General features: G+C 61.0%; 16 protein-coding genes and 1 pseudogene. 11 read left to right on the plus strand and 6 right to left on the minus strand.

The genetic code is table 11. From position 1 onward, the window contains the following. Positions 1-507 precede the first annotated feature (507 nt). Together macA and RB216_RS11580 are read left to right on the plus strand one after the other, a co-directional pair. The gene (gene macA / locus RB216_RS11575; RefSeq protein WP_028615832.1) at positions 508-1,659 is read left to right on the plus strand and encodes a macrolide transporter subunit MacA; all 1,152 of its coding nucleotides are present in this window, start codon (positions 508-510) and stop codon (positions 1,657-1,659) included. A gap of 3 nt (positions 1,660-1,662) precedes the next feature. Next, positions 1,663-3,621 carry a MacB family efflux pump subunit gene (locus RB216_RS11580; RefSeq protein WP_028615833.1) on the plus strand — a complete coding sequence of 653 codons (1,959 nt, stop codon included), beginning with the start codon at positions 1,663-1,665 and terminating at the stop codon, positions 3,619-3,621. Positions 3,622-3,753: 132 nt separating this feature from the next. Here RB216_RS11580 and RB216_RS11585 read toward each other — a convergent pair whose 3' ends face one another. Further along, positions 3,754-4,425 (minus strand): helix-turn-helix transcriptional regulator, encoded by a 672-nt coding sequence (locus tag RB216_RS11585; protein WP_028615834.1) that lies wholly within the window; start codon positions 4,423-4,425, stop codon positions 3,754-3,756. 154 nt (positions 4,426-4,579) lie between these two features. After that, entirely contained in the window at positions 4,580-5,815 is a 1,236-nt protein-coding gene (locus RB216_RS11590) for a methionine gamma-lyase (RefSeq protein WP_308908717.1), read from the minus strand. Between the two features lie 123 nt (positions 5,816-5,938). On the opposite strand from RB216_RS11590, the gene RB216_RS11595 reads away from it, so the two are divergent. Together RB216_RS11595 and RB216_RS11600 are read left to right on the plus strand one after the other, a co-directional pair. Further along, positions 5,939-6,409: an Lrp/AsnC family transcriptional regulator gene (locus RB216_RS11595; protein WP_028615836.1), complete on the plus strand. Its 471-nt coding sequence runs from the start codon at positions 5,939-5,941 to the stop codon at positions 6,407-6,409. Positions 6,410-7,059: 650 nt separating this feature from the next. Continuing rightward, positions 7,060-7,497, plus strand: a complete 438-nt coding sequence (locus RB216_RS11600; protein ID WP_308908718.1) for a carboxymuconolactone decarboxylase family protein — start codon at positions 7,060-7,062, stop codon at positions 7,495-7,497. Between the two features lie 3 nt (positions 7,498-7,500). Here the strand turns inward: RB216_RS11600 and RB216_RS11605 are convergent, their stop codons facing one another. Then, positions 7,501-8,271: an AraC family transcriptional regulator gene (locus RB216_RS11605; RefSeq protein ID WP_122684468.1), complete on the minus strand. Its 771-nt coding sequence runs from the start codon at positions 8,269-8,271 to the stop codon at positions 7,501-7,503. 5 nt (positions 8,272-8,276) lie between these two features. Between RB216_RS11605 and RB216_RS11610 the strand changes: the two are divergent. Next, a pseudogene (locus tag RB216_RS11610) lies at positions 8,277-8,548 on the plus strand (MFS transporter); the annotation flags it as partial. Here RB216_RS11610 and RB216_RS11615 read toward each other — a convergent pair. Both RB216_RS11615 and RB216_RS11620 read right to left on the minus strand, forming a co-directional pair. Then, positions 8,538-10,688, minus strand: a complete 2,151-nt coding sequence (locus RB216_RS11615; protein ID WP_308908719.1) for a TonB-dependent siderophore receptor — start codon at positions 10,686-10,688, stop codon at positions 8,538-8,540. The pseudogene RB216_RS11610 and the gene RB216_RS11615 sit on opposite strands and share 11 nt — an antisense overlap. A 72-nt stretch (positions 10,689-10,760) precedes the next feature. Beyond that, on the minus strand, positions 10,761-11,663 hold the full coding sequence (locus RB216_RS11620) for a helix-turn-helix domain-containing protein (RefSeq protein ID WP_308908720.1): 903 nt from the start codon (positions 11,661-11,663) through the stop codon (positions 10,761-10,763). 139 nt (positions 11,664-11,802) lie between these two features. On the opposite strand from RB216_RS11620, the gene RB216_RS11625 reads away from it, so the two are divergent. From RB216_RS11625 to RB216_RS11635, 3 genes are read left to right on the plus strand one after another with little or no spacing between them, the layout of a single operon-like run. Next, entirely contained in the window at positions 11,803-13,161 is a 1,359-nt protein-coding gene (locus RB216_RS11625; protein WP_308908721.1) for a glutamine synthetase family protein, read from the plus strand. A 24-nt stretch (positions 13,162-13,185) separates the two neighbouring features. Then, positions 13,186-14,274, plus strand: coding sequence for a polyamine ABC transporter substrate-binding protein (locus tag RB216_RS11630; RefSeq protein WP_028615843.1), 1,089 nt, complete (start codon positions 13,186-13,188; stop codon positions 14,272-14,274). Continuing rightward, on the plus strand, positions 14,271-15,563 hold the full coding sequence (locus RB216_RS11635; RefSeq protein WP_122684475.1) for an NAD(P)/FAD-dependent oxidoreductase: 1,293 nt from the start codon (positions 14,271-14,273) through the stop codon (positions 15,561-15,563). Before RB216_RS11630 ends, RB216_RS11635 begins: the two co-directional genes overlap by 4 nt. Positions 15,564-15,673: 110 nt before the next feature. Here the strand turns inward: RB216_RS11635 and RB216_RS11640 are convergent, their stop codons facing one another. Beyond that, entirely contained in the window at positions 15,674-16,558 is an 885-nt protein-coding gene (locus tag RB216_RS11640) for a LysR substrate-binding domain-containing protein (protein ID WP_028615845.1), read from the minus strand. A 113-nt stretch (positions 16,559-16,671) separates the two neighbouring features. On the opposite strand from RB216_RS11640, the gene RB216_RS11645 reads away from it, so the two are divergent. The 3 genes from RB216_RS11645 to RB216_RS11655 are packed head-to-tail and all read left to right on the plus strand — an operon-like array spanning position 16,672 to position 18,937. Next, the gene (locus tag RB216_RS11645; protein WP_028615846.1) at positions 16,672-17,676 is read left to right on the plus strand and encodes an aldo/keto reductase; all 1,005 of its coding nucleotides are present in this window, start codon (positions 16,672-16,674) and stop codon (positions 17,674-17,676) included. Positions 17,677-17,693: 17 nt separating this feature from the next. Continuing rightward, complete coding sequence (locus tag RB216_RS11650) at positions 17,694-18,491, plus strand: SDR family NAD(P)-dependent oxidoreductase (RefSeq protein WP_028615847.1); 798 nt, start codon at positions 17,694-17,696, stop codon at positions 18,489-18,491. 29 nt (positions 18,492-18,520) lie between these two features. Further along, the gene (locus RB216_RS11655) at positions 18,521-18,937 is read left to right on the plus strand and encodes an SRPBCC family protein (RefSeq protein WP_308908722.1); all 417 of its coding nucleotides are present in this window, start codon (positions 18,521-18,523) and stop codon (positions 18,935-18,937) included. Positions 18,938-19,022: the final 85 nt, after the last annotated feature.

Consider the following 19,022-nt stretch of genomic DNA (forward strand, 5'->3'; position numbering starts at 1 on the left):
CTCGGTGTGCCCTCACTCCGGCTTTGGAGCGTGGGCCGCCGCGATGGGCCATCCTTGGCCCAGCGCGGCTAACCCGGCGTCCTGCCGGGTTACCCACGCTTCAAAGCCTGCGTTCGGCCAGCGTGGTTTTACGGGGCGCCGAAGATCAAAAGCCAGAGCAAAAGCGACTAGCTTCGCATCGTGGATACGCTTTTCGTGTTCTGTAGGAGCCGGCTTGCCGGCGAAAAACGCGAGAACGCCGCGATCATCCAGATGTTCTCGCGTCATTGTTAACGACCATCGCCGGCAAGCCAGCTCCTACAGTGGATCGCGTTTGCTTTTGCGTTTGCCTTTGCTCCACACCACTCAAGCCGGAGTGAGGGCATGCCGAGCCTAGGCGAGGCACCGAGTGTTGGGGCAAGAGCGTTTTGGTTACTTTTGCGCTTTTCAAAAGTGACCCGCTGTAAGAGCGGAACCAATAGTGGCCGTTACTCAAATAACGGATATGTTCTCGATCAAAGGTCATCTATGCAAAAGCCAACGCTACGCAAACTAGGAATGTTCGCCACACTGGCCATCGCCATAGGCTTGATCATCTACACGGTCCAAGCTCCCGCCGACGCACCGCAATACCTCACCGCCACCGCCGAACGCGGCAACATCGAAAACGCCGTCCTCGCCACCGGCCTGCTCGAAGGCATCAAACAGGTCGACGTCGGCGCCCAAGTCTCCGGCCAATTGAAATCCCTCAAGGTCAAAGTCGGCGACAAGGTCAAAAAGGGTCAATGGCTAGCCGAAATCGACCCATTGATCCTGCAAAACACCCTGCGCAAAGCCCAGGTCGACGAAGAAAACCTCCAGGCCCAACGCCGCGCCACAGCGGCGCAGCTCAAGCAGGCCAAGTCCGTATACGAACGCTACAAAGGCCTGCAGATTGACGAATCAGTCTCCCGCCAAGACTTCGAAGACGCCGAATCCACCTTCCAGGTGCAACAGGCCAACTTGCTGTCCCTGGACGCGCAGATAAAAAGCGCCCACATCCAGATCGACACCGCCAAGGTCAACCTGGCTTACACCCGCATCGTCGCGCCCATCGATGGCGATGTGGTGGGCATCGTCACTCAGGAAGGCCAGACCGTCATCGCCAACCAACTGGCGCCGGTGCTGCTCAAGCTGGCGGACCTGGACACCATGACCGTCAAGGCCCAGGTCTCCGAGGCGGATGTGATTCACATCAGCCCCGGCCAGCAGGTCTACTTCACCATCCTCGGCGAGGCCGACAAGCGTTACTACGCCAAGCTGCGCGGCACGGAACCAGCGCCACAGAATTTCCTGGAAACCCAGACCGCCGGCACGCCGAAGCAGAACACTGCAGTGTTCTACAACGCGTTGTTCGATGTGCCTAACCCCGACCACCGTCTGCGCATCGCCATGACCGCCCAGGTACGTATCGTGCTCGACACCGCCGAGGCCGCGCTGATGGTGCCGGTGGCGGCACTGGGGGCGCGCAACAACGACGGCAGTTACTCGTTGCGGGTGCTGGACGCGAAAGGCAAGGCAGTGTCGCGGGAGGTGAAGACCGGGATCAACAACAACGTCAAGGTACAGATCCTCGAAGGCCTGGCCGAAGGCGACAAAGTGGTGATCGGCGACGCCACGCCCGCTGTGGCGGGGAACTGACGGATGACTCAGCCACTGTTGGAACTCAAGGGCATCACCCGTAGCTTCATGGCCGGCGAGCGTGAATTCATCGCGCTCAAGGGCATCGACTTGACGATTCATGCTGGGGAAATGGTTGCGATCATCGGCGCCTCAGGCTCAGGGAAATCGACCCTGATGAACATCCTCGGCGGCCTGGATTACGCCACGGCCGGCAGCTACAAGATCAACGGCATCGAAACCCGTTCCCTGGGGGATGAGCAGTTGGCCGAACTGCGCCGTGATTACTTCGGTTTTATCTTCCAGCGCTACCACTTGCTGGCGCACCTGAGTGCCTTGCACAACGTGGAAATGCCAGCGATCTACGCCGGCACACCGGAAACCCAACGTCACAGCCGCGCACGGGAGTTGCTCGCGCGGCTGGGCTTGTCCGGTCACACCACCCACCGTCCCAGCCAGCTCTCCGGTGGCCAGCAGCAACGGGTGAGTATCGCCCGTGCCTTGATGAATGGCGGCGAAGTGATCCTCGCCGACGAACCCACCGGCGCCCTCGACACCCACAGTGGCAAAGAGGTGATGCGCATCCTCGCCGAGCTGCACGCGGCGGGGCACACGGTGATTATCGTCACCCATGACCCCAAGGTCGCGGCGAACGCCCAGCGCATCGTCGAGGTCAGTGATGGCGAGATTGTCAGCGACAAGGCCAATGAGAGTGCTGGCCTGGAGTTGCCCAGCGAAACGCCCATCGAGCCAAAACGCAGTGGCGCCCGGCGTTTGGTGGCGAGCCTGGGGTTGTTCAAGGAGGCCTTCAACATGGCCTGGGTCGCGCTGGTGTCTCACCGCATGCGCACGTTGTTGACCATGCTCGGTATCGTTATCGGCATTACTTCGGTGGTGTCGATCTCGGCCATCGGTGAAGGCGCCAAGCGTTATGTGCTCAAGGATATTCAGGCGATCGGCAGCAACACCATCGACATTTTTTCCGGCACCAGTTTTGGCGATAGCCGCGCCTCGGCCATCGAGACCTTGATGCCTTCGGATGTGGACGCGTTGAATCAGTTGTATTACGTCGACAGTGCCACGCCGGTGGTGGGCCGCAACCTGTTGCTGCGCTTTGGCAATATCGACCTGGATGCGCAGGTCAATGGGGTGAGTGACCGCTATTTCAAAGTGAAGGGCTTGAAGCTCGAAGCCGGTATCGCCTTCAGCGAAAGCGATGCGCGGCGCCAGGCCCAGGTGGTGGTGATCGACCACAACACGCGTCACCGACTGTTCGGCCCGAACGTCGACCCGCTGGGCCAGGTGATCCTGGTGGGTAACCTGCCGTGTACCGTGATTGGGGTCACCGCTGACAACAAGAACATGTTCGCCGCCAGCAAGGCGCTGAACGTGTGGGTGCCCTATGAAACGGCGGCAGGGCGCTTGCTGGGGCAGCGCCATCTGGACAGCATCACCGTGCGCATCAAGGACGGCCAGCCGAGCAAGGTGGTCGAAGACAACGTCAACAAACTCATGCTGCAACGCCACGGCACCAAGGACTTCTTTACCAACAACCTCGACAGCATCATGCAGACCGTGCAGAAAACCAGTCGCTCCCTGGCGTTGCTGCTGTCGTTGATCGCGGTGATCTCGTTGCTGGTGGGGGGCATTGGCGTGATGAACATCATGCTGGTGTCTGTCACCGAGCGCACCCGTGAGATCGGCATTCGCATGGCGGTAGGGGCGCGGCAGTCGGATATCCGCCAGCAGTTCCTGGTGGAGGCGGTGATGGTGTGTTTGATCGGCGGGCTGATCGGGATCTCGCTGTCCTATGCCCTGGGCTTTCTGTTTTCGTTGTTTGTGAAGGAATGGGAGATGGTGTTTTCCCTGGGCTCGATCATCACGGCGTTTGCCTGTTCGACGTTGATCGGCATTGTGTTTGGCTTTGTGCCGGCCAGGAATGCGGCGCGGCTGGACCCGATCGAGGCGCTTGCCAGAGATTGAGGTTTGTCAGCCAATAGAGATTAAATGTGGGAGCGGGCTTGCTCGCGAATGCGGTAGTTCAGCCAATAAATCTGTTGACTGACACACTGCATTCGCGAGCAAGCCCGCTCCCACATTTTGAACAGGTATGTCTTAAAAGCCTGTGTTGTCCTCAGTGGCATACATCCATCGCAACAACGAATGCCGCCCGCTGATTCCCAGTTTGATCGACGCGCGCTTCAGGTAGCTCTCGATGGTGTTGACCTTCAACGCCAACTGCTCCGCCAACTCCGGCGCGGTCCGCCCGGCGAGCAGGCCCACGCACACCTCAAGCTCACGGTTGGATAGGGTCAGCCCCGACTGTACCAACCGTTCTTCGATGCGCCTGCGCAGGGTTTCGAGGCCCTGGTTTTCCAGCACCACCGCGTCGCTGTCCTGACGGCACGGTTGGATCGCGGCGATGTGCTTTTCCACCATGGGCAGCAGCAAGGTGGAGAAGTCCTGCAACATGCTGCGCTCCTGGGGCGAAAAGCTTTCGGACTGGTGCGAGCGATACACCGACAAGACGTAGCGCACGTCATCCTTGCGGCGGGTGAGGTGCAATTGTGCGGCCGGTTGTTCGTCGCCCAACGCCTCCACCGAATCGGTGTAGACCGGGCTGATCTTGCGGCGGGTTTGCCCGTCGGCGCTGACCTGCAATTGCGTGATATGAGTGGCGTCCACCGCCAGTTGGGTGAGGATCAGGTCATGCAGCATGCGTGGGAAATGGCGGCTGCCGGTGCTGGCGATGACTTTGCCAATATGAGGGAACAGCTGTGAGTTCATCATTTCGTCCATGAGGCGTGCAGGTATTCGGCTTTATAGCAGCGGGGATTAAGATGCAAGCCAATGCGAATAACCTACCGTGATAGTCCTTCCCGCCGGACCTATGCTAGTACAGCCTGGCGACGGGAAGGGGATCCAATCTTAAATAATCGGATTAAAAACTCACAAGCTTAGAAGGACGCGTGAGGGTAGGCGTGCACTTGGCGAGTGCCTGTTGCACATCCGCCAACAGGTCGGCCACATCCTCAAGCCCCACCGACAAGCGCACCAACCCTTCGCTGATACCGTGCGCTGCACGTTCCTGCGGGGTGTAGGTGGAGTGGGTCATGCTCGCCGGGTGCTGCGCCAGTGACTCGGCATCACCCAGGCTGACCGCCCGGGTGAACAGCTTGAGCGCATTCATGAAGCGCCGACCGGTTTCGATGCCGCCCTTGAGCTCGAAGGCAATCATGCCACCGGGTAGTTTCATCTGCTGTGTCGCCAGTTCGTACTGCGGGAAAGAGCGCAGTCCCGGGTACGTCACCGACTGCACGGCGGGATGCGCCTGCAGGGCTTCGGCCACGGCCTGGGCATTGCTGCAATGACGGTCCATGCGCAGGGCAAGGGTCTTGAGGCCGCGCATCAACAGCGAAGCGTCCTGGGGCGACATCACCGCCCCAGTCAAGTCCTTGAGGCCCTGCAGGCGAATGCGCTGGGCCAGTGCCTGGCTACTCACCGCAATGCCCGCCGTGATATCGCCGTGGCCGCTGAGGTACTTGGTGGCCGAATGCACCACCACATCGGCGCCCAGGTCGAGGGGGCGTTGCAGGTAGGGCGTGCAGTAGGTGTTGTCGACCACCAGGGTGACGTTCGGCTGCTCGTGGGCGAGGGCGGCCACGGCAGCGATATCTACCAGTCGAAGGTTGGGGTTGGCCGGGGTCTCGCAGTAGATCATGCGGGTGGCGGGGCTGAATGCGGCTTGCAGGGCCGCCAGGTCAGTCAGGTCGACATGCCGCACCTTGATACCGAATTCGCCGATGCCATGGTGAAGCAGGGCAAAGGTGCAGCCGTACAGGGTCTGGCTGACGATCACTTCATCGCCAGGGCGCAGCAGGGTCCAGAACGTCGCGGCGATTGCGCCCATGCCGGAACTGAACGCCACTGCGGCCTCGCCGTTTTCCAAGGTGGTCATGCGTGATTCCAGCAGCGCCAGGGTTGGGTTGGAAATACGCGTATAGAAGTGGCCGCTCGCTTCACCGGCAAAACAGGCGGCGCCGTATTCGGCGGTTGGGAAAGCAAAGGTGGCTGACAGGTAAATCGGTGGGACGAGTGCGCCGTGATGGTCTTTTGGGTCATAGCCGTGGTGGATGGCGCGGGTGGAAAAGCCGAATGCATTGTGTTTATTGTTCATGTCGGACGCTCCTTATTTCCTACAATGCTATGCTCATAACCACAGATGAACTTTGCAATATTTGCTACTAATTCCCGCGTCCTGGGATGAAAATCTTATAAAAATAAAGAATAGAGGCACGTTATGCCCGTCAGTCTGGACCGTACCGACAAAGCCCTTTTAAACGCGCTTCAAGGCAATGCCCGTCTCACGGTGGCCGAATTGGCCGACCGCGTGTCCCTGACCACCTCGCCGTGCTGGCGGCGGGTGCGGAACCTGGAAGAGAGTGGGGTGATCAGCGGGTATCAGGCGATTCTGTCGCCCAAGGCGCTGGGGTATGGGGTGACGGCGTTTGTCAGCATCATGATGGAGAGTCATACCCAGGAGATTGCCCGGGCGTTTGAGCAGCGGTTGTTGGAGATTCCTGAGATTGTGGCGTGTCATAACGTGTCGGGGCGGTATGATTTCTTGTTGGAAGTGGTGGCGAAGGATCTGGAATCGTTTGGGGAGTTTGCGCGGGAGGTGTTGCAGACGTTGCCTTGCGTTAAGGAGATTTATTCGAGTTTTTCTTATAAGTCGGTGAGGGGGTTGAGGGTGATTCCGTTGCCGGGGTGATGGGGGGCTGGTGTGTTGTGTACATATCCGTTGCTGCGGTGATGGCTGATATTGGTTCCGCCCTGTGGATACGCGGTCCTTGTAGGAGCCGGCTTGCCGGCGAAAAACGTGAGACCGCCGCGTTTTGTCTGGTTCCCCCGCGTCATCGTTAACGATCATCGCCGGCAAGCCGGCTCCTACAATGAACCGCGTTTGCTTTTGCCTTTGCTCCACACCACTCAAGCCGGCTGTCAGGCCGCTGTGCTCTTGCTTTTGATTTTGATCTTAGGCGCCCCGTCAAACACGCTGGCCGGAATTCGACAGGGATTTGGGGGGTAAACCGGCAGGGATGCCGGTTTAGCCGCCCCGCGCCATGGATGGCGCGTGGCGGCGGCCCCCCAAATCCCTGTCGGATTACGGGCACACCGAGCCTAGGCGAGGTGCCGAGTGTTGGGGCAAGAGCCCTTTTGGTTACTTTTGGGGCTCTTTTCCAAAAGTGACCCGCCGTAAGGGCGGAACCAATACCAGCCATCACCCAAATAACGGATATGTACCCAACCCAACCCAACCCAACCCAATTGGTCACCCATTCTTCCCCCAAATTGGATATTCCCCCTCCAAGGCCCGATGACTAACCTAGCCATCAATCCCCACTGCCCTGGAGCACCCCCATGCAAACCCGTACCGATTTCTACACCGCCTCCCCAGACGCCATGAAAGCCATGCTCGCCCTGGAAGCCGCCGTCGGCAAGCTGTCCATCGAACTGCCCCTGCTGGAACTGATACGCCTGCGCGTCTCGCAGATTAACGGCTGCGCCTTCTGCCTCGACATGCACACCGCCGACGCCCGCAAAGGCGGTGAAACCGAACGCCGCCTGTACACCGTCTCCGCCTGGCGCGAAACGCCGTTCTTCACCCCGCGTGAACGCGCCGCCCTGGCCTGGGCCGAGAGCCTGACCCTGATCAGCCACACCCACGCCCCGGACGAAGACTTCAACACACTGGCCACCGAGTTCAGCCCGCAGGAGCAGATCGACCTGAGCGTGGCCATCACCACCATCAACAGCTGGAACCGGTTGGCAGTGGGCTTTCGCAAGCAGCCAAAGTAAGGCTCAACCTGATTTGAAATAGCCCCGTGGCGTGGTGCCGGTCATTCCCTTGAAGAAGGCGATCAATGCGCTGTCGCTGGCAAAGCCCAGCTCAAAGGCGCAGTAGCCGATACTGCGCCCGGTGGCGAGCAACTCGATGACGCGCATCAAGCGCCACTGCTGGCGCCATTGCTGATACCCCAGGCCGGTTTCCCGCAGGAAGATCCGGCCGATGGTCTTGGTGCTGGCGCCAACCTGCTTTTCCAGTGCTTGCAGCGTGGGCGGCAAGCGTTCGAGATGGGCCAGCAATGGTGCCAGGCGCTTGTCCTGCGGCAAGGGCAGGAGCATGCGTTGCTCGGCCGCACCCTGGATTTCCTCCAGGCACAACGCCAGCAAATGGGAATATCGGCCGGTGTGCCAATCAGTCTCGAAGGGGGCCATGGCCATCGGTTCCAGCACCGCGCGCAACAAAGCGCTCACTTCGATCACCCGCACCTCTGTCGGCAACAGGGTCGCAACGGCCGGGCTTACGTACACCGAGCGGTAATCTACCGTCTTGCTCATCACCGCACGGTGACGCACACCGCAAGGTATCCACGCCGCGCGGGTCGGTGGCAGCAGGCACAGTTGATTGTCCAGGGTAATGCGGGTGCAGCCTTGTTGGGTAAACAACAGTTGACCACGCCGGTGGTGATGCAGGCCGGAGTCGTGGTCGCCGAGAAGGGCGGCAATACCGATGACGGGAGCCAGGTGGCTGTCAGGGTCGAAGGATGCGTCGGCGGCGAGCCATGCCATGGTCTGTCCTGATGTTTCAGGACAGCTGGCTGTTCGTGGGGCCGATGCTGCTGGTGGTGCTGGCGTTCGGCATGGCGATTCCCAACGTGCTGGGGCGGCATTGGTGGATTATCAAGACCGCCTTGGCACCGCTGCGGCCGTTTTTGGCTTGCTCTATTACCTGGCGATTGGCGCCGGGTTGACCTTGGTTACCTGGGCTCAGGACCTTGGCTGGAGCCTGTTGACGTGCGGCCTGGCGGCGCTGTGGCTGGCAGCGCCGCGTGTGTTCAGAAATTGACCGAAGCACTCAGTCGCGCCGTCAAGGGCGCGCCCTGGAACAGGTAGTCATCGCCCATGTATTCGCCCGCGTCGCGCCAGTAGCGCTTGTCGAACAGGTTGTCGACGCTCAGGCGGAACACCGTCTCATAGCCGCTCACTTTGGTGGTGTAGCGGCTGCCGACGTTCACCACTGCGTAATCCCCCACCTCCACATTGCCGCTACGGTTGGCGTACTTCTTGGCGCTGTATTGCACGCCGCCGAGTACCGCCAGGCCGTTCACCCAAGGCAATGCATAATCGGCATACACACTGGCGCGCAGCTTGGGCACGTTGATCGCTTGGTGGCCCTCATAGTCCGCAGTCCCGCTGCCGGTCACCCGTGCACGAATCACCGCCACGCTGGTTGCGATCTGCAGGCGCTCGGTGGCCCAGCCATTGGCCGACAGTTCCAGGCCGGTGTTCTTTTGCTCGCCCTGTTGCACATAGTCGAATTGGCCAGTGCCGTCCGGCTTGGCGTATTGGTAGGCCTGGCGGGTCTGGAATACAGCGGCGGTGAAGCTCATGCGGCGCCAGTCGTATTTAACCCCGGCTTCGATTTGACGTGAGGTGGTGGGGGCCAGGGTTTCGCCGTCGTTGCGGGTCGTCCAAGGTGCCTCACCGCCCAGGGACAGGCCTTTGCTGTAGCTGGTGTACAGCGATACATTTTCCACTGGTTTGTAGATCAACGACGCCTGGGGCAGAAATTCGTATTGTTGGGTATGGCGTTGCTGATTGCCGTTTTGGTCGAAGGCTTTTTCATCCAGGCGCACTTCACGGCCGCCGAGGATGGTTTGCCATTGCTCGTTGAAGCGGATGCGGTCCGTTACGAACAGGCCATATTGGCGGCTGTCGAGACGCCGGTGCTTGTCGTTCAACGGCACGTCGGTGGGGGTGAAGGTCGGGGCGTCGACGTTGATGTTGGCGCTGCCGATGTATTCGTTGACCGACTTGCGCTTGTCGACCACTCGGCGAAATGCGCTGGCGCCAACGGTCAGTTCATGGCCCAGGCTACCGGTGTCGAACAGCCCAGTCATGGCCGCCTGCACTTCGTCGTCACGACGGGTGTCGTCGGGGCTGCGGTAGTCGTAGATGTCGTAGTCGCCGGTGGGGCTGAAGAAAGCAGTGCCGCAATCGGTCACATAGAAGCAGCCATAGGCAAACGAGCTGTAATCATCGATCACCACCTTGCTGCGCGCGGCGCTGACACTGCCTTTCCACTGATCGCTGAAGCGATACTCGAACTTACCGTTGAGGTTCAGTGAGTCAATGCCCACTTGCTTCGACCCGCTCTGGTGGCCCAGCAGTTTTTTCGGCGAAGCATCGTGGGGAACTTGCGTGCCGCCCAGTAACTGGTAGCCCGGCACCGAACGCTGTTGCTTGTTCTGGTATTCCGCATCCAACTGCAACACCGCATCGGGGCTGATGTTCCAGTCGAACGCCAGGGACACAAAATCGCGCTGGCCATTGGCGTGTTCCACATAGGCGTTGAGGTCTTCATGGGCCACGTTGGCGCGCAGGCCGAATTGCTGCTCGCTGCCAAACCAGCCGCCCACGTCGGTGGCGATGTAGCCGCTGCCGCGATCGTCGGTGGAGACGGTCACTGAGCGCACGTTTTCCGGGCGCTTGGTCACGTAGTTGATCACGCCGCTCGGCTCGGAAATCCCGCTTTGCAGGCCGGCCAGGCCCTTGAGCACTTCGACCTGCTGCTTGTTTTCCAGGGCGACGTTCTGCTCGCCCGTGATGGTACGCCCGTTGATCTTGTAGCTGCTCGCCGCGTTCAGCGAGAAGCCGCGGACCACGAAGTTTTCGTAGTAGCCGATGGGCGCATAGCTGTCGCCCACCGAGGCGTCGTTGCGCAGCACTTCGCTGAGCAAGCGCGCCTGCTGGTCCTTGATCAGCGCAGCGTTGATCACCGTGATCGACGCCGGAGTGTCCAGCAGCGGCGCGTCATCGAAGCCGGCCACCGAGGCGGTTTCACTGCGATAGCCGGACTCTTCCTGGCCCTGGACGTTCACCGCTGGCAGTTCGATTTCAGCCGCCAGGCTGCTGCCGATGCCGCCGCTGAGCAGCAGGCCGAGAGCGAAACGTGAGGAAGCGACGGGACGAAAACGCAAAACCATGGGGCAGGGCCTTAAAGCGCGGGCGGGGGGCGCATAAGCTAGGCATAAGCGTGGTCTTTTACAAGTCTGCTGCTACGAGGGCGTACTGCGCTTCAGGGTTTCGCTCGGCAGTTCCTTGAACAACGCCCGGTAACTGTTGGAAAACCGCCCCAGGTGCCAGAACGACCAATTCATCGCCACCTCGGCCACAGTAGAGTCCGGTGAACCCAGCAACTCACGCCGCGCCCCGTTCAAGCGGCGCAACCTCAGCCATTGCGCCGGGCTCATTCCGGTGTAGGTCTTGAAGCCCTGTTGCAACTGACGCAGTGGCACGCCGGCAATGTGCGCCAGTTCCAGCAGGTTGACGGTCTCATCCGGTGCATCCGCGGCCCATTCGCCGATGCGCGCCATCAACCGGCGTTCTTCGCTGCGTCGCTGCAACGAGTGGCGGTCCAGGCACACGCAGGCGTTGTCGAGGATGAACAGGCAATCGTCCAGTAACTGTTGGGTGAGGGCGTCACGGCTGGCGGGGTCGATTTCGGCGGACAAGCGGGTGAGGGTGCCACTCAGCCAGCGGCTGAACAGCCCATTCTGCTGGCAGGTCAACGGTGCCATGAACAGGCCTTCGAGCTTCGCCACATCCAGCCCATGGCGCTGCACGAATTGCGGCCCGAACACCACCGCCACTTCACGGTAGTTTTCCGGGGTGATCCAGGTGTTGTGGCTTTCGCCGTTGAGCATATACAGCGCGTTGTCACTGCCGTCGAAACAAAACGCCAACGAGCCCGGCGGCGCGTTGAAATGCTGCTCCACGCGGGTGTTCATGCACTCTTCGTACACCTCCACACCCTGCAAATCCAGATAGCGGATTCGCCCGGCAAAATGCCCTGGGGACATCTGCTGGTACTGCTGCACCCAACCGGGTGTCGCATTGCATTGAGCGGCCACATCACCGGTGGTGAAGGCCTGTACGCGCAAAGCTGTTGCCTGTGTCATGGGTAACCTGGGCGCACTCTATTGGTGCGTTGTGGTTCGTGCAAAGTGGATAGATGCCGCAGGGGCGGCGCATCAAGATAGACCTCAATGCGCCAGGAGTACAAGCCGGCGCATGCACCCAACCCATGACGAGGTCCTTATGAACGCCCCCTTCGATCAGCTGTCCGCCTGGCTGAAAGAACACAAGATTACCGAAGTCGAATGCGTGATCAGTGATTTGACTGGCATCGCACGCGGCAAGATTGCGCCTACCAACAAGTTCCTGCATGAGCGAGGCATGCGCCTGCCGGAAAGTGTGCTGCTGCAAACGGTAACCGGGGACTTTGTCGACGACGAAATCTACTACGACCTGCTCGACCCGGCCGATATCGACATGGTCTGCCGCCCGGTGTCCAATGCCACGTATGTGGTGCCGTGGGCGATTGAGCCCACCGCGATTGTGATCCATGACACCTTCGACAAGCAGGGCAACCCCATCGAACTGTCGCCGCGCAACGTGCTGAAGAAGGTCCTGCAGCTCTACACCGATCAGGGTTGGCAGCCGATCGTCGCGCCGGAAATGGAGTTCTACCTGACCCAGCGTTGCGAAGACCCGGACCTGCCGCTGAAAACTCCGATAGGCCGCTCCGGCCGCGCCGAAACCGGGCGTCAGTCGTTTTCCATCGATGCCGCCAACGAATTCGACCCACTGTTCGAAGACGTCTACGACTGGTGCGAAGCCCAGGGCCTGGACCTCGACACGCTGATCCACGAAGACGGCCCGGCGCAGATGGAAATCAACTTCCGCCACGGTGACGCCCTCGACCTGGCCGACCAGATCACTGTGTTCAAGCGCACCCTGCGCGAGGCCGCGCTCAAGCACAACGTAGCCGCGACCTTTATGGCCAAGCCGGTGGCTGACGAGCCGGGCAGCGCCATGCATCTGCATCAGAGCGTGGTCGACATCGCCACCGGCAAACCAGTGTTCATCGACGCTGATGGCAACAAGAGCCAACTGTTCCTTCACCACATCGGCGGCTTGCAGAAGTACATTCCCAAGCTGCTGCCGATGTTCGCGCCCAACGTGAACTCGTTCCGCCGCTTCCTGCCGGACACTTCGGCGCCGGTCAACGTCGAGTGGGGCGAAGAAAACCGCACCGTCGGCCTTCGCGTGCCCACCTCCAGCCCCGACGCCATGCGTGTGGAAAACCGCTTGCCCGGCGCCGATGCCAATCCCTACCTGGCGATTGCCGCTAGTCTGCTGTGTGGCTACCTCGGGATGATCGAGCAGATCGAACCCAGTGTGCCGGTGGAAGGTCGCGCCTATGAACGCCGTAACCTGCGCCTGCCGTTCACCCTCGAAGATGCGCTGGCGCGCATGGAGGATTGCGACACGGTCAAACAGTACCTGGGCGACAAGTTCGTGCGGGGCTACGTGGCGGTCAAACGTGCCGAACACGAAAATTTCAAGCGGGTGATCAGTTCCTGGGAGCGTGAGTTCCTGCTGTTGAGCGTCTAAAAAAACCAAAAAAGGGGTGTCGATATGCGTCTTGTGAAACAGCTTCTCCCGCTGGCCCTGGTGGCCGCGTTCAGCAGTGCCAGCCAGGCGGCGCCGACGGTCAGCGTCTATAACTGGACCGACTATATCGGGGAGACGACCTTGGCCGACTTCCAGGCCAAGACCGGGATCAAGCCGATCTACGACGTGTTCGACTCCAATGAAACCCTGGAGGGCAAGTTGCTCGCCGGGCGCACCGGCTACGACGTGGTGGTGCCGTCCAACCACTTTTTGGCGCGCCAGGTAAAGGCCGGTGCGTTCCTCAAGCTCGACCGCGCGCAACTGCCCAACTTCAAGAACCTCGACCCCAAGTTGCTCAAGCTGTTGGAAAAGAATGACCCCGGCAACGCGCACTCGGTGCCGTACCTGTGGGGCACCAATGGCATTGGCTATAACGTCGACAAGGTCAAGCAGGTGCTGGGCATCGACCATATCGATTCATGGGCGGTGCTGTTCGAGCCCGAGAACATCAAGAAACTCAACCAATGCGGCGTGGCCTTCCTCGATTCGGCGGACGAGCTGTTCCCGGCGATCCTCAACTACATGGGCAAGGACCCGCGCAGCGAGAATCCCGAGGACTACAAACAGGCCGAGGCCAAGCTGCTGACGCTGCGGCCGTATATCACGTATTTCCATTCCTCCAAGTACATCTCGGATTTGGCCAACGGTGATATCTGCGTGGCCTTCGGTTATTCCGGCGACGTGTTCCAGGCTGCCAATCGCGCCAAGGAAGCCAAGAATGGGGTGAACATTGCTTATTCGATTCCCAAGGAAGGCTCCAACTTGTGGTTCGACCTGCTGGCGATTCCCGCCGACGCGAGCAACCCGAAAGAAGCCCACGCCTTCATTAACTATCTGCTCGACCCTGAAGTGATCGCCAAGGTCAGCGCCTCGGTGGGGTATGCCAACGCCAACCCGGCCGCCAAGGCTTTCATGGACCCGGAACTGGTGAACAACCCCGAGGTGTACCCGCCGCAGGAAGTGCTCGACAAACTCTACATTTCCACCACGCCGACCCCGGCGACCATGCGCCTGATGACCCGGGCCTGGAGCAAAGTGAAGACCAACAAATGATGCAGTCGACTGACCACGCCCGGTCCTACTACCGGGCCACGGCCAACGCCCTGACGGAGCGCCCCGCATTGGGCAGCGACCTGACCGCCGATGCGTGCGTGATCGGCGGCGGGTTCACTGGCGTGAATACCGCCATCGAACTGGCCCAGCGCGGGCTTTCGGTGATCCTGCTGGAAGCCCGGCGCATCGGCTGGGGCGCCAGCGGGCGCAACGGCGGGCAGTTGATTCGCGGTATCGGCCATGACGTGTCGGGCTTCGCCAAGTACGTGGGCGAGGAGGGCGTGCGTTACCTGGAGCGCGCCGGTATCGATTCGGTGGCGTTGGTGGGCGAGCGTATTCGCGAGCACAACATCGACTGCGACTTGCGCTGGGGCTTTTGCGAGTTGGCCAATACGCCGACGCAGTTCGCGGCGTTCAAAGGTGAGCAGGAGCACTTGGCGGCGATGGGGTATGCCCACGAAACACGCCTTGTGGGTCCGCAGGATATTCAGCAAGTGGTGGGCTCGTCGGTGTATGCCGGCGGCCTGGTGGACATGGGCTCCGGGCACCTTCACCCGTTGAATCTGGTGCTGGGTGAAGCGCAGTTGGCCGAGTCTCTCGGGGTGCGGATCTTCGAGCACACTGAGGTGCTTGAACTGATCCACGGCGACACGGTGCAAGTGCGCTGCGCAGGCGGCACGGTACGCGCCGACCACCTGGTGCTGGCCTGCAATGCCCATCTGGAGGAACTGGAACCGCGCCTGAGCGGCAAGGTGCTCCCGGCGGGCAGCTACATCATCGCCACCGAGCCGTTGTCGGAAGATGTGGCCAACCAGTTGATCCCGCAGAACCTTGCGCTGTGCGACCAGAAAGTCGGCCTGGATTACTATCGATTGTCCGCTGACCGCCGCCTTCTATTCGGTGGCGCCTGCCATTACTCCGGCCGCGATCCGGTGGACATCGCCGCCTATATGCAGCCGAAAATGCTCAAGGTGTTCCCGCAACTGGCCCATACCGCCATTGAGTTTCAGTGGGGCGGCAAGATCGGCATCACCGCCAACCGCTTCCCGCAGGTGGGGCGCCTGAAGCAGTACCCGAATGTGTTTTATGCCCAGGGGTATTCCGGGCATGGGTTGAACGTGACGCACTGGTGCGCAAAGTTGCTGGCCGAAGGTATCCACGCCGGCCACAGCACGGGCCTGGATATTTTCAGCCAAGTGCCACACATGACCTTCCCTGGCGGGAAAGCGCTGCGCTCGCCGCTGCTGGCGTTGGGGATGTTGTGGTACCGAGTGAAGGAGTGGGTCTAGCACAATTCACTGTAGGAGCTGGCTTGCCAGCGATTAGCGGTGGTTCAGTCGACGCATCCGGTGGATGACCTGCCGCCTTCGCTGGCAAGCCAGCTCCTACAGGTGGGGGTTCAATGTGTGAGCACTTTGCGGAAGGTTTCCACCAGTGGCCGCAAGTTGATCCGATGCCACGCCGCCCACAGTGGCGTGGTGTAGCTCAGCCACGGCAACTCCCGCAACACCACGCCGGGCGGGGCATTGCGGCTCAGGCCCTTTTGCACCATTGCCACGCCCAGGCCCGAAGCCACCAGGCCCAACGCGGTAAACGGTTCACCGGCTTCCATGGGGATCTGTGGGGTGAAGCCGGCGCGAATGCAGGCGGCAACAAAGTCGTCAGTTGGATGCGCGCCGGGTTTGCGTTGCACGCCGATCCATTCCTGATCGGCCAGATGCTCGGGCAGCAGCTCGCTTTGGCGTGCCAGTGGGTGGTGTTCAGGCAGGGCCAGCAGCATCGGGTCATCCAGCACTTGCCGCGCGATCAGGTCCGGGTCATCGGCGGCCGGTGGTTCGCCAACCAATGCGATATCCAGGCTGCGTTGGCGCAGACCTTCCAGCTGTTCGAGAGACGGCAGGTTATACAGCTTGATATGCACGGTGGGGCGGTCGTCGCGCAGGATGCGCAGGGCATTGGGCAATACACCGGCATGCATGGCGTTTTCGATATAGCCGATGCACAGCCCACCTTCTTCACCGCGGCCCAGGCGCTTGCCCAGGGATTCCAGGCGATTGGCGTGGGTCAGCAGCGCTTTGGTTTCAGCCAGGAAGGTCTGGCCGTCACGGGTCAGGCGGATGCGTTGCTGGCTGCGTTCGAACAAGGTCAGGCCCAAACGCTCTTCAAGCTGGGCTATCTGCCGGCTCAGCGGCGACTGCGAGATGTGCAGGCGTTCGGCTGCACGGCCGACGTGTTCTTCTTCGGCGACCACTTCAAAGTAGCGCAGTTGGCGGAGATCGATCATGTTAGACCTACGAGGACTCAAGTTGGTCGCAGTATGTCTTGGACGGTCCGATCTCTGCAATCTAGGATCTGCTCAAAGGTCACAGCGACCCCTGCACCCATTGAGGATCCACCATGAGCTTGAAAGATAAACTTCCCGGCCAACTCGGCTTTGGCACCGCACCGCTGGGCAACATGTTTCGCGCCATTCCTGAAGACGAGGCCCAGGCCACCGTGGAGGCCGCCTGGAGCGCCGGCGTGCGCTATTTCGACACCGCGCCGTTCTACGGCTCGGGCCTCTCGGAAATCCGCCTGGGCCAAGCCCTGTCGCAGTACAACCGCGACGACTTCGTGCTCAGCACCAAGGTCGGCCGGGTGATCCTCGACGAAGTCGAAGACAGCGCCCGTGACCTCGGCGAAAAAAGCGGCGTGTTCGAACACGGCCGCCCGAACAAGATGCTCAACGACTACAGCGCCGACGCCACCTTGCGCTCCATCGAAGACAGCCTGACCCGCCTGAACACCGATCGCCTGGACATCGTATGGATTCACGACATCGCCCAGGACTTCTACGGCGACCAGTGGCTGGAGTACTTCAACCAGGCCCGTACCGGTGCGTTCAAAGTGCTGACTCGCTTGCGCGAAGAGGGCGTGATCAAGGCCTGGGGCCTGGGCGTGAACCGCGTCGAGCCGTGCGAATTGACCCTGGACCTGACGGAGGCGCAGCCCGACGGCTTTTTGCTGGCCGGCCGCTACACTCTGCTGGACCACGATCGTGCCCTGCAACGCCTGATGGACGCGGCTTCGGCCCAGAACGTCGAGATCGTCGTCGGTGGCCCCTACAGCTCCGGCATCCTTGCCGGTGGCGAACACTTCGAATACCAGAAAGCCAGCCCGGCGATCATCAGCAAGGTCGAGCAGATCAAGGCGATTGCCCAGGCGTTCGGCGTCAGTGTGAAAGCCGCCGCGCTGCAATTCTCCCTGGCCCATCCGGCCGTGGCGGCGGTGATTCCCGGTGCCAGCCGTCCGGGCAGGATTGCCGAAGACGTCGCGGCGTTGTCAGAAAAGATCCCGGCAGCCTTCTGGCAGGCTCTGCGCGATGCCCGATTGATTTCGGATCGCGCACCACTGCCGCTTTAACTTCAGGAGTTTCAACCATGAAAATTGATGTAAGCGGCAAAGTAGCGATTGTCAGCGGCAGCACCGCCGGCATTGGCCTTGGCATCAGCCAGGCGCTGGCGCAGTCCGGCGCCACGGTGGTGGTGATCGGGCGTGACGCGGGCAAGGTGGATGACGCCTTGGCGAGCATCCGCCAGGCCGTTCCCGGCGCTGACCTGCGTGGTTTGGTGGCGGATCTCGGTACGGCTGAAGGCGCAGAAAAACTCTTCGCCGCCGAACCGCGTGCCGACATCCTGGTCAACAACCTGGGCATCTTCAACGACGTGGATTTCTTTGAGGCCCCGGACAGCGAGTGGACACGCTTCTATGAGGTCAATGTGATCTCCGGTGTACGCCTGGCGCGGCATTACACGCCGGGTATGGTCGAGCAGGGCTGGGGGCGGGTGATTTTCCTGTCGTCGGAGTCCGGCGTGGCGACCCCGGCGGACATGATCAACTACGGCGTGACCAAGAGCGCCAACCTGGCGGTGTCCCATGGTTTGGCCAAGCGCCTGGCGGGCACCGGTGTGACGGTAAACGCGGTGTTGCCTGGCCCGACCTTTACCGACGGCCTGGAGCAGATGCTCAAGGACGCCACCGCACAATCGGGGCGCAGTGCGCGGGACGAGGCGGATGTGTTTGTGCGTCACGCACGGCCGACCTCGATCATCCAGCGCGCGGCAAATGTGGATGAAGTCGCCAACCTGGTGGCGTACATTGCTTCACCCCTGTCATCTGCCACCACCGGTGCCGCGCTGCGGGTCGACGGTGGTGTGGTCGACAGCATGGCTATCTGAGTTGTTTTCTATTTTTTGGAGTAATTAACGTGGCAACAGCGTCTTCTGTAATTGAAATCCCGGTCTCGGCCGATCAGGTCTGGCAATTGGTCGGTGGCTTCAACAGCCTGCCGGACTGGCTGGCGTTCATTGTCAAAAGCGAGCCAAGCGATGGCGGCCGCGTGCGTCACCTGCAAACCGCCGACGGTGGCGTGGTGGTGGAGCGGTTGCAGAGCTTTGATAACGTTGGGCGCACCTACAGCTACACCATCGAGCAGTCACCGTTTCCGGTGAGTGCGTACCTGGCGACATTGCAGGTTGAGGCCTTGACCGAAATGTCGGCGAAAGTGACCTGGTCGGGTGTGTTCACGCCGGCGACGGGGACTACGGATGCGGCGGTGGAGGAATTGTTTGCGGGTGTCTACAGCGGTGGGCTTGACGCGTTGCGCGCCAATTTCCCAGACTGAAACTGAACCTGTGGTGACTGGGTTTTGTGGTGAGCGGGCTTGCCCCGCGCTGGGCCGCGCAGCAGCCCCAAAAATCTTGGGAGCG

Source organism: Pseudomonas canadensis (assembly GCF_030980095.1).
GTDB classification, from domain to species: domain Bacteria; phylum Pseudomonadota; class Gammaproteobacteria; order Pseudomonadales; family Pseudomonadaceae; genus Aquipseudomonas; species Aquipseudomonas canadensis.

What these genes read in the sequence shown, in the direction of transcription:
- macA (WP_028615832.1), top strand. Translation starts at nt 508, where the DNA reads ATGCAAAAGCCAACGCTACGCAAACTAGGAATGTTCGCCACACTGGCC.
- RB216_RS11580 (WP_028615833.1), top strand. Translation starts at nt 1,663, where the DNA reads ATGACTCAGCCACTGTTGGAACTCAAGGGCATCACCCGTAGCTTCATG.
- RB216_RS11585 (WP_028615834.1), bottom strand. Translation starts at nt 4,425, where the DNA reads ATGAACTCACAGCTGTTCCCTCATATTGGCAAAGTCATCGCCAGCACC.
- RB216_RS11590 (WP_308908717.1), bottom strand. Translation starts at nt 5,815, where the DNA reads ATGAACAATAAACACAATGCATTCGGCTTTTCCACCCGCGCCATCCAC.
- RB216_RS11595 (WP_028615836.1), top strand. Translation starts at nt 5,939, where the DNA reads ATGCCCGTCAGTCTGGACCGTACCGACAAAGCCCTTTTAAACGCGCTT.
- RB216_RS11600 (WP_308908718.1), top strand. Translation starts at nt 7,060, where the DNA reads ATGCAAACCCGTACCGATTTCTACACCGCCTCCCCAGACGCCATGAAA.
- RB216_RS11605 (WP_122684468.1), bottom strand. Translation starts at nt 8,271, where the DNA reads ATGGCATGGCTCGCCGCCGACGCATCCTTCGACCCTGACAGCCACCTG.
- RB216_RS11615 (WP_308908719.1), bottom strand. Translation starts at nt 10,688, where the DNA reads ATGGTTTTGCGTTTTCGTCCCGTCGCTTCCTCACGTTTCGCTCTCGGC.
- RB216_RS11620 (WP_308908720.1), bottom strand. Translation starts at nt 11,663, where the DNA reads ATGACACAGGCAACAGCTTTGCGCGTACAGGCCTTCACCACCGGTGAT.
- RB216_RS11625 (WP_308908721.1), top strand. Translation starts at nt 11,803, where the DNA reads ATGAACGCCCCCTTCGATCAGCTGTCCGCCTGGCTGAAAGAACACAAG.
- RB216_RS11630 (WP_028615843.1), top strand. Translation starts at nt 13,186, where the DNA reads ATGCGTCTTGTGAAACAGCTTCTCCCGCTGGCCCTGGTGGCCGCGTTC.
- RB216_RS11635 (WP_122684475.1), top strand. Translation starts at nt 14,271, where the DNA reads ATGATGCAGTCGACTGACCACGCCCGGTCCTACTACCGGGCCACGGCC.
- RB216_RS11640 (WP_028615845.1), bottom strand. Translation starts at nt 16,558, where the DNA reads ATGATCGATCTCCGCCAACTGCGCTACTTTGAAGTGGTCGCCGAAGAA.
- RB216_RS11645 (WP_028615846.1), top strand. Translation starts at nt 16,672, where the DNA reads ATGAGCTTGAAAGATAAACTTCCCGGCCAACTCGGCTTTGGCACCGCA.
- RB216_RS11650 (WP_028615847.1), top strand. Translation starts at nt 17,694, where the DNA reads ATGAAAATTGATGTAAGCGGCAAAGTAGCGATTGTCAGCGGCAGCACC.